We start from the raw sequence: 12852 nt of genomic DNA, 5'->3' as shown, positions 1-12852 counted from the left end.
GTAAATTCAAAAAAACCCGACTTCTTGGGAATTGCTCCCTACTCCCTACTCCCTTTATCATCTTTTTCAAAATTATTTTCCCAAGACTTATGATTAGCTTTAGCTTCTTGAACGATGGGAGAAGCAGTAATTAACTTATTGGCTAAAGAACTAACCACAGAAAGAGGAAATTTTAAAGGACGAGCAATATCTAAAAATAAGACTACCCGATATCCATCCGTATCATTCCAAACTTCATGATAAAAAGTATCGTCGAAAATTAAACTTTTACCCTCTTCCCAATATCGAATTTCATCTGCTATTTGAATTTGACATTTTTCTTTTGGTTCTGGAACAATTAAACCCAAATGATAGCGAATCAAAGTCTTGAGTTTACCACGATGTTTGGGAATATGTTTACCAGGAGCAAGAATTGAGAAAAATGCCACTTTCATTCCCGGAATTTGTTCAATCAATTTAGTAGTTTGCGGACATCTTTCACAATTTTTAGTAGCTTTAAATCCGAATGCGTATAAAAAATAGGTTTTCCAAAGATTATCATTAGCAATGCGATATTGACGTTTAGAAATATCCTGAAAATTCGGTAATTCGTCTACCCTTTCAAGTACTTGTTCTAATTCTTTACGAATCACCATCCAATTAGTTTCTAAATCTTTAGCCCAAGGGAACTGTTCGACATCAAAAAAGACGGAATTGCCTACCTTAGAATTATTAGCAACTAACGTTTCTAACCAACCATCTTTAGTAAGTAATTTTTCTAATTGTTTAACGATAATCTGAGATAAGTTTTGCATATTTGAAATATATAAAATGTCAAGTATTTACTTGAGGATAAAAAACAAGGAACTACTAACTCAATAAAAGACGTAGCATTGCTACGTCTCTACAACCAATTCTTAACTCCTAACTAATTAAAGTCTTTGCAATAATCGTTTGAGATTTTCTGTTCTATTTTTACCGATAATATTTGTTAACCCAATCGCAAAAAAATGAGGTATCGCTAATATACTAGATAAATGAATACGCCATTTATTCCAGGAAAAAAACGAACGGTAAATAGGCAATACTCGCCAAAAACGATTTACCGAACACACTACTCCATCACCCAAACAAGTAACTTCATGCCACCATCCTACAGGTATGTAGAGAATCTCTCTTTGATTAAGAACTAGTTCGTAAGATTGGGAAAGTGCTTTTTTGAATTTAGGAAAGGCTTGAAAATCAGGTTTTTGGGGATATACCTGACTGTAAGAAGCTCGTCGTTTGAACCCATAAATTAAATTATTTAATAGTGAAAAAGGATATAGATTATATAATTGATTGGGTGGAAACAGAATCAGTTTCTTAGCTCCATAGAGTTGAATTAAAGTACCATCAAAGGCATCGCAGTGCAGACAAGTTGTATGTCCCCCCAAACCAAGCCAAAGATTTAAAGGAGTTACGGGTATGCTCAAACCAAGTTGCGATTCTAAACGCTCAAAACTAGGGTTATCTGCAAGGGGAGTATTTGTGAGGGAGCATTTACCTAAATAAATATCTTTTTCATCAGCTTCTCCACTTAACAGTTTTTCAGCATAGTCGCTAAAAGGTATAGTGCGTGATTCTACCCCACTTCCCATATTTTCCCAGTTTCGCTTGTCTTGCTGATATCTTTCACGTCCGTAAAATCTAACCGGAAACTTTTTTTGTCCCAATTTTTTGCGTAAATAGTCTAAATCCCAATTAAGTTCGTCGGAATCTAGTAAACCAGTAATTACAACTGGGATACCATATTTTTGATATTTTGTTGCAAAAATCTCTGGAGTTAAAGTATTTCCATCAACCCTTGCAATTTGCTTTTTGCTCTCAGTTGCTGATAGATGCTTCTCTTGTGATGGTGTCCTCATTTTTCTATTTATTTAAATTAACAAGTAAGGTTAAATAAAATTAATTTAGTTTAATTTTATTTAATTTTAGTTGATTTTATTTTTCTTAATTAACAATCGACAAATTAACTATTTTTTAAACAATCATTAATCGATTGTTATCTATAAGTAATTGGTAGGATAAGTCACATTTTTTTATCGTCTACCAATACTATTTTAATTTACAATATTTTCCTCATAAAGATGACATTAAATTGTTATTCATTATTAATTTATACTAGAGTTATTTCTTTCTCAACAGTTAATCCAGCGAGAAATTGTCTATCGTCGCTTAGATGAGGAAATTTTAATTGCGAAGCCGGAATTCCTGTGTTTAAAAGCCGCTGTCGAATAGTCGCAAAACTTCCCGCAGCCATAATTCTTAGCCTGGGTGATGGTATTGGATTTGGTCTTTTAGCTGCATAAGAAATATGAATTTCTTGTAACAAACGGTCGAACTCAATGATAAATTGTTGAGGATTATTAAGACTATGACCCGATGCTAATTCAATATTTACTAAATAATGAGGAGGAATTCCATCTTCAGATAAAGTAATACAAAAGTTTTCTAAAGATAAATTAAATTTCTTTTCTAACTGCTGCATTACCTGAGTAACGTGAAATTCGGAGGTTTTTTCTGTTGTTGAGGATAACACACCTCCCTTACGATGTCGGAATGTAATTAAAGGAGTTTTTTGGTACCAGCCGACAACTTCTACTACATCCCCAATATCGTAACGATACAAACCGCTATAGTTAGACAACAAAATACGATAATATTTTCCCACTTCTACTTGATGAGCTAAAAGTGTTTTTGGTTGGGAAACACCCCATTCCTCTTCGGGAATAAATTCAAAGAAACCAGTTTGAATCGCTAAAATGGCTCCATCATGATTAAAGTCGGGATAAATGCCAAAAGTACCTTCCGCAGAAGAATAAACTCCGCCAAAAATTGGGGTATCACCAAAATATTCGGGAAATTTTTGCAGATAAAAATCGGATGTTCCACCACGAGCAGTAGTAATGAATGACAAATTTGGCCAAACTAATTTTGGTGTAAGTCTTCCTTCGTCTTGTAAAATCTGACGTAATTGAGCAGCTCGTTTCGGGGATGGAGATAATTTATTTTCTAATTTTGCTCGTAATTCCGGTTTCAAATTCAACCAGGGAGCAATAGTTCCTTGTTCTAAATCTTCAATTAGTTCTAAAGCTTGAGATTCCAAATACTGACACAGTTGTAGTGCTAAAACCGGGAAATTGGCAGCGATAATCCTCAAAGACGGATTTTTTAAAGCAAAAAGCAAACAAACGTAATGACGTGCTAAATTATCTTGTGGCTGCAATGCTTCATAAGGAAGCGCAAATACTTGCTGATAAAGAAAACTGTTCAGACGTAAATCACCAACGCTAACCGGGCCATAATCAATTCCACCGCTGGTACGTCCGTATAATTGTACCGAACTTGTTAAAAGTATTGTACCAATCGGTAAACCCCGTTTTTGCGCGGCTTCAGCAGCAAAACCAATACTAACCTGATTATTACGATTCAAGATTTTACGGGATTGTTGGGTGACTGGGATCAATTTTTGTTTACCAGTGGAACCGCTTGTTAAATTCAGGTAAATAACGGGGTTGGGCGTGAGAATATTTGGCTCTCCCTTGGCAATACGCTCTAAGTAAGGTTCGTAGCTGCTGTAAGGTAAAATTGGTAGACGTTCTCGGAACTGATCGACACTTTTAATTTCTGCAAACCGATACTCTTGTCCAAATTCGGTTTCTTGATAAGCATTAAGCAGCGACAGCAAAAATTGCTCTTGAACAAAGGCAGTTTTACGAGTCTTGCGTACAAAATTTGCTTTGGATAATCTTGCTGCATTAGTAAGTAACGCTAATGTAAAATTTACCATTTCACCTCCACACTAATTATTAAGTAAATATAAACAATCCTTGAAGCGACTTTACAAAACTATTTAAAACTAACTAAAGTTCTAAAGTGAGGAAGATATTACTACTCATATTGCGGTCTGTCGAGAGAGCTAATCTACAATAAAAGAACTTATGATATTTTAAGTAGTTTCACGCATAGCGTACATATGTACGAATATTTTATCGGTTTTCGTGCATGGTGTATTAATCTCCGGAACTTTTGCAATTTAACCTACAGTCAATAAATTTTGGATGCAGGGATTTTAAATTGACATCAAGTCTGTGAGATAAAATATTTTATCCGCTAGACTTGAAAATTATCAAAAAGTTCCATATTCTCAAGTGCTTGAATTCATTTATAATAGGCATTCTTTGAGGAAAATGTTGCTGTTATATTGGTGAATTTATTTAGAGATATTTACTTTAACACCGATTAAAACCATTTTTTAGGAGAAATTTTCATGAAATATAAGATGAAATCTAAAATTCAAAAAATCTGCATCTTAAATCAATTCCCACCCCTAAGTAGATAGGCGTTCAAAATTCTTGTTATGAGTAGAGAGTAGGGATTAGAGGTAAAGTTTTGAGCCAAGTTTACCTTGTATGCTACACAACGATAATTATTTATGAATTATTTATGCCTACTTACTTAAGTATTACTAAAATTGCATCAATTAACGGGGAAAAATAATACCAAGCATCAAAAATAATGGGGACAGATGGAATCTTAAAAGCTTTTTTAGAATCTAAAATCTAATTTAGGGTATAAGTTGCAAATCAAATAAATTCTCTTGGTAATTCTGTTCATGGTTTCTATTGCTCGCAAAAACTTATTTGAAGATATTCCTCGGTTTTTAGTTGCTCAAGCCGGAATTATGTTTGCTGTTAGCTTAGTGACTATCCAAACTGGAGTCTTCAATGGGGTGATTCGTTCTACCGTAACTTTAGTAGAAAATTCTCGAGCCGATATCTGGTTAGCATCCGATAAGATGGTACACCTCGAACTAACTCAACAACTTCTATTCGATTATGCCGTTAGAGCGAGAAAAGTTGATGGTGTAAAACGAGCCGAAGCTTTACTCCAAGGTTCTGCTAGATGGAATGTACCCAATGGAAAACTCAATGTAGTCAAAGTATTCGGATTTCCTCCCACAGGACAACTATTTGTACCCGGAGAGATGGTTGAAGGTGATGTAAAATCTCTGAGAAACCCTTATACGGTAATTGTTGATCAAAGCAACTTGAAGTCTCTCAAAGTCAAACAAATTGGAGATACCGCTCAAGTTGGCTCCTTACCAGTACAGGTAGTCGGATTCACCCAAAATACCCAGTCAGTTGTTTCAAGTTCCGTCCTGTTTACTTCCTTAGAAACAGCCAACGCTTACGCTAATGCTAGCGTGACGACGAATGTTAACTGTACCTGGGTTGGAGAAGAACTGCAATGTCGAAACGTTTACCAAAAAGATACTAATGCTCAAAAACAACAATCTGCCAATGAACCACCACCAACATTAAGCTTAAATACTCCCATTTCTTACGTGTTAATTCAAGCACAACCCGGTGAAAATATCCCCCAACTCAAAAAACGTTTAGAAGCTACCTTCCCTGAAACTAAAGCATATACCACCGCAGAATTGTCTCAAAAGATACGTGTATTTTGGCAGCAGTCAACGGGAATCGGTTTTATTTTAGGCTTGGGTGCCGCTGTCGGTATAGTTGTTGGAGTCGTAATAGTCGGTCAGATATTATACTCAGCAGTTGCCGACCATCTCAAAGAATTTGGAACACTCAAAGCAATGGGAGCGTCCAATAGAGTCATATACGGCATTATCATCGAGCAGGCTTTGTGGATGGCAATTCTTGGCTATATTCCCGGAATGTTGCTTTGTTGGGGGTTAGGAGCTTGGACACTAGCAACTCAAGGCATCGTAATTTTAATTACTCCATTCACAGCCGTGGGAGTTTTTGGTGTAACTGTATTGATGTGCGTGGGTTCAGCTTTATTTGCAATTCAGAAAGTCAGCAAAGTTGATCCGGCAATTGTATTCAAAGCATAGTATTTTTCCTAAGTAAACTGTTCTATCTTAAGAGTGAATTTTTGTTCTCATCTGAAAAACTTATAAGTAATTTTACCTCTTCCTTGTACAAAGCCTAAAAATTAATATCCTTCCCTAAAAGAAATGACTATTTCTCAAAATCAATGTATAGTGACGAACAGAATAGACAGTTGGAATAATTCACAATCTACTGATGTAAGTAAATTGAAAACCTCTGCTATTTCTGCTAGAGGAATAGAAATGGTATATCAATCTGGCAGACAGCGCTACGTAGCACTCAAAGGAATCGATTTGGATGTGAGCAAGGGTACCATTCAACTGTTAATGGGACATTCCGGTTCGGGAAAAACCACTTTATTATCAATTTTGGCAGGAATTTTGACTCCTACGAATGGGAAAGTCTATCTTTTGGGGGAGGAAATTACGCGGATGTCTCGTAAAAAATTATCTCGCTTTAGAAGAGACAATATTGGTTTTATTTTTCAAGGCTTCAACCTTTTTGGTGCTTTAAATGCAGTCGAAAATGTGCAAGTCGCTTTAGAAATTAAAGGTATTAAGGGAAAATCCGCCACTCATCAGGCTTTAGAGTTATTGGATATGGTAGGATTAGCCAATAAAGCCAATTTGCTTCCCCGTGACTTATCTGGTGGACAAAAACAACGTATTGCGATCGCCCGTGCTTTAGCAGGAAATCCCCAATTAATTATGGCAGATGAACCAACTGCCGCACTCGATTCTCATAACGGACAAGCTGTTATAGAATTACTCTGTAATTTAGCTAAAGAAGGTGGAAGCACCGTTGTCATGGTAACTCACGATTCCCGAATTCAGAGTTTTGCTGACAATGTGGCATTCTTGGAAGATGGTGAAATTACCGATAATTATTTGTAATGGGTAATTGGTAATTGGTAATTGGTAATGGGTAATTGGTAATTGGTAATTGGTAATGGGTAATTGGTAATTGGTAATTGGTAATTGGTAATTGGGAATAAAGAGAAGAAGGATTTTTAGTTTTTAGTACATATGTGGGAATAATAACTAATTATATGGACTTGATCGGGACTTACGCATAAATTCTTAATGGTTTATGTTATTAATTCTAGTGGATTTAAGGTAGTGCGAGCATCTTGCTTGCTAACTAATAAACATCTCCGGAAATTAAATATGCGTCATTCAGAAACCTTGTAGAGAGGCGAACCCTTGCGTTTCTAGATTCTTTCTCGGAGATGTCTAATAGCGAGCAAGATGCTCGCACTACAAATATGTTAGCTCCTAGGTTGGGTTAGACAGGAAAATAAGTTAAACAAGCAACGTCAATTATGATTATTCTGTCGTAACACAACATTTTTTTACAAATAATTTGAACAATCACCAAGATGTTGGATTACGGCGCATAGATTAATTTCTAGTTAAAAACTATCATTCTTTGTACGCCTAAGCGAACCTACAACTATTCCCTATTACCTAATTAATCCACCAAAGGTTTAAAAATCTTAATTAATTCTGGTTTACTTACAGCTAATGTAGGTAAAGATTTAGAACTATAATCTTCACCTACTACCAAAGGAAAAGGCTGGGATTTCAAAGATATCCAACAACCTCCAGCAGCTTGTAAAATTACCCAAGCACCGGCTATATCCCATACTTTGGGTGTCCCTTCAATCGCACCTAATACCGCTCCTGTAGCGATGGTAAGGAAATTATAGCTAGCAACACCTAGCATTCTTATTTTACAGGGAAAATCTGAATTAATTACCGACGTGCTGCGAGAACATACATTGAAAAAATGATTTTTACTTATATTATCGTCACTGGTTTTGATTGGACGATGATTGCAAAATGCTCCTGAAGGTAAACTTAATTCAGAATCACCTTGCCAATATCCATAAAAAGCTTCATCAGTTGGTGGTGCGTAAACATAGCCAAATACAGGGCTACCTTTGTAGAGTAACCCCAAAGAAATACACCAAATAGGAATTCCCCTTGTAAAGTTAGTAGTACCATCTAAAGGGTCAACTATCCAACACCATTCATTATCGGGAAAAACCGTATTATTTTCTTCGCTGAGAATACCATGATTAGGAAATTGGGTACTAATCGCATCTCGAATTTGATTATCAGCCCATTTATCCGCTTTCGTCACCAAACTACCATCAGCTTTACTATCAGCTTGTACCCTACCAAAATCTTGCATTAATTGCTTTCCAATTCTAGTAGTAGTACTTTGAGAAAATTCTAAAATATTATTCCACAAATCGTTCATGAAGGTTAAAGGTTAAAGGTTAAAGGTTAAAGGCTAAAGGTTAAAGGAAACGCAACCACTACCAATAATTCAATGAACTGTCAACTGTCAACTGTCCACTGTCCACTGTCCACTGTCAATTGTCCACTAATTTAATCTAATTCATTTTCTAAAATTGAACTAATTGCCAACTTAGCGTTTTTTTGAAATTCTTTAACGTTAATTCTACCCAATAATAAAATCGCAAAAATCATTCCAATTCCTTGTAGAAAAAACACTAATCCATAAGCCATTACTGGTAATTCAAACAGCTTTTTTCCTAAATTTAAAAATCCTCCACCAAGTACCGTTGCCGAACCTCTTGCCATTGCTTGCGCTAATCCCCAAGCACCTATAAAGGTTCCCGCAGTTTCCGCTGCTGTTAAATCTAACATCAAACTAGTAGCCCCTGCTGTCAGCATTCCAGATGCTAAACCGAAGAACAACAAACTACCCATTAACAAAGTTTTACTACCACTAAATCCAGCCATAATAATTAAACCATTGCAGAGTGCTGCACTGATACATCCAAATTTAGTTGTATTTTTCTTCCCTAAACGTGGTACTAATAAAAAGCCCGTCGAAGCAATTCCAATTAAAGTACCAATTCCAAAAGGAATGTTTAATCTGGTGGTTTCAGCAATACACATTCCAAACACTTCTCCACCATAAGGTTCTAAAATTGAATCTTGCATAAAAAGACTGATAGTTAATACCAGCAAAAAACTGAAAAATAATCCAGTTTGACGGCTAGCAGTCAGAATTCTGAAGGCTTTTTTTAAACTTATTTGGTCTTCTCTTTCTACAACTTGCGAACGTAAAGAGTAACGAGAATATTTTTTTTCTACCCCGAATGTTGCCAAAATACATAGCCCGAAAACTAACGCTGGCATAATTATAAATACGGGGTTAATTGTAGCTTTTAATTGCGATATATTCGCTACTTTTCCAGTTTGAGAAGGGTCGTAAGATAAAATAGCAGAGCCGCAAATTTCTGGTGTTTCTAGCAATCTAGAACTGATAATCGCACCAATCACAATCCCAACCATCAACATTGACCACACAACCCCAATCAATTGAGAACGGTTGTCTTCGTCAGTTACATCTACTAATAATGCCGTAAAAGGTGTAGAACTAGCACTGAGAGCTAAACCGTAAAGTGCAAAAATTAATGCTAGTATTCCAGCCCAACCGGAGGTTTGAAAACTCCATCCACTTGCTTGTAAGCTATAGCCCAACTGCCACACAACTTGTAGCGCTACAAAAGAAAGAATAGTAAAAAAAACTGCACCAATCCATACATACCCAGAACGATGATAGCCCTTAATCGGTTTCGTATCGGACATCTGACCAAACCAGATTCGTACTGGACTGACAAACTGGTACATGGCGATCGCACCTGCTGCAATCAAGGGCAAAACCTTAAGTTCGTCAATCATAACTCGATTAAGTACTCCCAATGTCAGCAGGGACATAATCCCCAGTCCCATTTGAAATAAACCCAAACGGAACATGGTTAAAATATTGATTCGAGGAAGAGATTTGATTTGTTCGGAGTTATTGGATTCTGGATTGGGTAGAGAATTGCTACTTGTCATAAGTATTTACTATTTAAATGTAAAAATATCAATGATTAGTGGAAGTCACTACAATTAGACTGACACAATTATCTAATTTAATCGGTAGCTACTCTGCTATTATCTCACTAACTATTGATCAAGAAAGCTTTCAATATCATTAACAGCGCTACACTTAGATATAAAGTATTATCAAAATTATCAAAATATTTAAGTAACAGTGGAAAGCATCACATTAGGACAAAATGCAATATCAGTTACCCCTTTGTGTCTGGGTACTTGGGCTTGGGGTGATAAACTATTTTGGAATTATGGCAATGATTACGGTTCAGAACAAGTAGAACAAGCTTTTAATGCTGCAATTGAAGCGGGTATTACGTTTTTTGATACTGCGGAAGTCTACGGGTTAGGACTTTCAGAAGAATTGCTGGGAAAGTTTATTAAAAAAACGGACAAACAGGTACAAATTGCCACTAAGTTTGGTCCTTTACCTTGGCGATTTTCGGCTCAATCTGTTAGCGATGCATTAACCGAAAGTCTGAAGCGTCTCCAATTAGAACAAGTTGCATTGTATCAAGTACATTGGCCTTTTACTTTTTTTATGAGCCAAGAAACATTGATGAATGCTTTAGCCACGGAGGTGGAAAAAGGTAGAATTAAAGCAATTGGTGTGAGTAATTATTCCCAAAGTCAAATGCAAGAAGCACACCAAATTTTAGCTCGTCGCGGCATCTCTTTAGCAGTTAATCAGGTGCGTTATTCTTTATTAACTCGTCAAGTTGAAACCCAAGGAATTATTACCACAGCAAAACAATTAGGTATAACAATTTTGGCATATAGTCCTTTAGCTCAAGGATTACTTACAGGGAAATATGCCACGGATAGTAATATAAATCCGACTGGTGCCAGAAAAATAGACCCGCGATTTAATAAAGACAATTTACAAAAAATTGAGCCAGTTATATCATTATTACGAACTATTGGCGAAAAATACAATCGTACTCCCGCACAAGTAGCTCTCAACTGGTTAATTGCTCAAGGTAATGTAATTCCCATTTCTGGAGTCAAAACAGCAGAACAAGTCAAACAAAATGCTGGTGCTTTAGGGTGGAAATTAAGCGATGATGAAGTTATTCAGTTAGATGAAATTAGTCGTCCTTGGTTGAATTAATCAGGTTAAAGGTTAAAGGTTAAAGGTCAAAGGTTAAAGGTCAAAGGTTAAAGGTGTAATAATTAACTGCGGTGGTACTAACTCCTAACTAATCCAAAATCTAAAATCTAAAATCCAAAATAAAATAATTACTGGCTCCATTGCTATCTTTTAAACTTTCTTCTTCCCGATTCGGAAGCATGAAATTTGCATTGGAACCAGTTACTTGCTGATTGATGAAAATTTGATTTCTCTACCAGTAAAGTTGTTCTAAATTAAATCTGAAATTTACTAACTAGTAGAGATTATTTCTAAAACAAAATCAATTTAGTAGTTAAGAAGATGCCGATTCTTTTGCGGTGGTAGAACCGAATTGATTCTGATGTACGGAAGAAGTTTCTCGATGGTTTGTTTTAAGTTTGGGTTTGGGAGTTCCACCACCACGCTTACCATTTCCATCTCTGTTGTTACCTTCCGATTGCACCCAACGGCGGCTTTTATCCCCAGAAGAACGACGTGGTGAAGAAGAACGCAGTCTGGGTTTACCTGAAGAAGAATAATTCTCTTCTTCTTCGGGAATGCTCTCTGCTTTTAACCAATCCGGACGGGTTTGGTCATAAGCGATTTGTAAAGCTGCTGCTGCAATGGCGTGAGCATCATATTCTTCGCTTAATTCGCGCACTATCGGTAAAAACGAAGCCAAACGTTCACCACTCAAAGCTTCTTTAACCTGAAGTTGCAGTTTTTCCAACTGTCGTGCTTCAATTTGAGCGCGGGTAGGAATAGGAAGCATTTGCCAATTCTGGCGGTTGTGACGTTCAATAACTTGCTGTTTGCGCCTCTCAAAGGGTTGTACTAATGAAATAGCGGTTCCTTCTTTACCAGCCCTACCAGTACGACCAATACGGTGAACATAAGTTTCTACACTATCAGGTAGATCAAAGTTAATCACATGAGAAAGTTCATCAACATCTAAACCCCTTGCAGCAATATCAGTTGCAACTACCCAACGAACTTGACGATTGCGGAAACGTCCTAACAATCTTTCCCGTGCTTGTTGAGACAAATCACCGTGATATTCATCAACACTGTGACCAGCTGACTGTAACTGATTGGTTAATTCTGCTGCGGTACGTCGAGTACGAACAAAAATCAACGCAGTTTCCGGATCTTCCATCTCCAAAATAGGCTGCAAAGCTCTTGCTTTCGTCCAGTGACGCGGTATTAGGTAAGCTACCTGATTAATTTTATTCGGAGCTGCTTTTGGTTGTTGAACTGTTACTGTTACGGGATCATTTAAAAACTTATTCACCAACTGGCGAATTGAGGGCGGCATTGTTGCCGAGAATAAAGCTGTCTGGCGCTCTTTTGGCGCTTTAGAAAGGATTTTCTCTACATCATCAATAAAGCCCATGCTCAGCATTTCATCGGCTTCATCCAACACAAACCACTTTACATGGTCGAGCTTCAAACAACCTCTATCCAATAAATCAATTACTCGTCCCGGTGTACCCACAACAACATGAACACCACGCTTTAATTGCATCATTTGGCGGTCGATTGACTGACCACCATAAATTGCCACAACTTTCAATTTTTGAGTACCAACAAATTCTGCGATCGCACTATGAACCTGCATTGCAAGTTCACGAGTTGGAGCTAAAACTATCGCTTGTACTGCTTTTTCATTAGCATCTATCCGCTCTAAAATTGGCAGAGAAAATGCTGCGGTTTTACCAGTTCCCGTCTGGGATTGACCTACTACGTCACGACCTGATAAAAGTTGAGGAATTGCCTGTTCTTGAATATTAGTCGGTGTTGTAAAACCGAGTTTTTCTAATTGTGCAAGACGCTGTTCTGAAATTCCTAAATCTTCAAATGTAAGACTCATCAATTCTCCTATGTTTTAAGTTTTATTTTCAATCGATATTTGTGTTAATTCATTTGTCGGCTTAGC

General features: G+C 36.8%; 9 protein-coding genes. 3 read left to right on the top strand and 6 right to left on the bottom strand.

Translation table 11 applies throughout. The features are described from left to right. Positions 1-38: 38 nt before the first annotated feature. The 3 genes from IQ247_RS00730 to IQ247_RS00720 form a co-directional block, all read right to left on the bottom strand. Complete coding sequence (locus IQ247_RS00730; protein WP_193915834.1) at positions 39-794, bottom strand: aspartyl/asparaginyl beta-hydroxylase domain-containing protein; 756 nt, start codon at positions 792-794, stop codon at positions 39-41. A 117-nt stretch (positions 795-911) separates the two neighbouring features. Next, positions 912-1886 carry a cupin-like domain-containing protein gene (locus tag IQ247_RS00725; protein ID WP_193915831.1) on the bottom strand — a complete coding sequence of 325 codons (975 nt, stop codon included), beginning with the start codon at positions 1884-1886 and terminating at the stop codon, positions 912-914. Positions 1887-2137: 251 nt separating this feature from the next. Further along, positions 2138-3811 (bottom strand): GH3 auxin-responsive promoter family protein, encoded by a 1674-nt coding sequence (locus IQ247_RS00720; protein WP_193915828.1) that lies wholly within the window; start codon positions 3809-3811, stop codon positions 2138-2140. An 825-nt stretch (positions 3812-4636) separates the two neighbouring features. Between IQ247_RS00720 and IQ247_RS00715 the strand changes: the two genes are divergently transcribed. Together IQ247_RS00715 and IQ247_RS00710 are read left to right on the top strand one after the other, a co-directional pair. Then, positions 4637-5887 carry an FtsX-like permease family protein gene (locus IQ247_RS00715; RefSeq protein WP_193915825.1) on the top strand — a complete coding sequence of 417 codons (1251 nt, stop codon included), beginning with the start codon at positions 4637-4639 and terminating at the stop codon, positions 5885-5887. A 123-nt stretch (positions 5888-6010) separates the two neighbouring features. Beyond that, a complete protein-coding gene (locus IQ247_RS00710; RefSeq protein WP_193915822.1) occupies positions 6011-6778 on the top strand; it encodes an ABC transporter ATP-binding protein in 768 nt (255 codons plus the stop codon). Between the two features lie 577 nt (positions 6779-7355). On the opposite strand, the gene IQ247_RS00705 is transcribed toward IQ247_RS00710, so the two are convergent. Both IQ247_RS00705 and IQ247_RS00700 read right to left on the bottom strand, forming a co-directional pair. Next, positions 7356-8150, bottom strand: coding sequence for an inositol monophosphatase family protein (locus tag IQ247_RS00705; RefSeq protein ID WP_193915819.1), 795 nt, complete (start codon positions 8148-8150; stop codon positions 7356-7358). Positions 8151-8281: 131 nt separating this feature from the next. Continuing rightward, positions 8282-9766 carry a BCD family MFS transporter gene (locus tag IQ247_RS00700; RefSeq protein WP_193915816.1) on the bottom strand — a complete coding sequence of 495 codons (1485 nt, stop codon included), beginning with the start codon at positions 9764-9766 and terminating at the stop codon, positions 8282-8284. 199 nt (positions 9767-9965) lie between these two features. On the opposite strand from IQ247_RS00700, the gene IQ247_RS00695 reads away from it, so the two are divergent. Then, the gene (locus IQ247_RS00695) at positions 9966-10916 is read left to right on the top strand and encodes an aldo/keto reductase (RefSeq protein WP_193915812.1); all 951 of its coding nucleotides are present in this window, start codon (positions 9966-9968) and stop codon (positions 10914-10916) included. A 313-nt stretch (positions 10917-11229) separates the two neighbouring features. On the opposite strand, the gene IQ247_RS00690 is transcribed toward IQ247_RS00695, so the two are convergent. Further along, entirely contained in the window at positions 11230-12786 is a 1557-nt protein-coding gene (locus tag IQ247_RS00690; RefSeq protein ID WP_193915809.1) for a DEAD/DEAH box helicase, read from the bottom strand. Between the last annotated feature and the right edge of the window lie 66 nt (positions 12787-12852).

Source organism: Plectonema cf. radiosum LEGE 06105, from assembly GCF_015207665.1.
Taxonomy (GTDB): Bacteria; Cyanobacteriota; Cyanobacteriia; order Cyanobacteriales; family Nostocaceae; genus Rivularia; species Rivularia radiosa_A.
The sequence above is the reverse complement of the archived record's forward strand: the minus strand, read 5'-3'. Positions and strand labels throughout refer to the sequence as shown.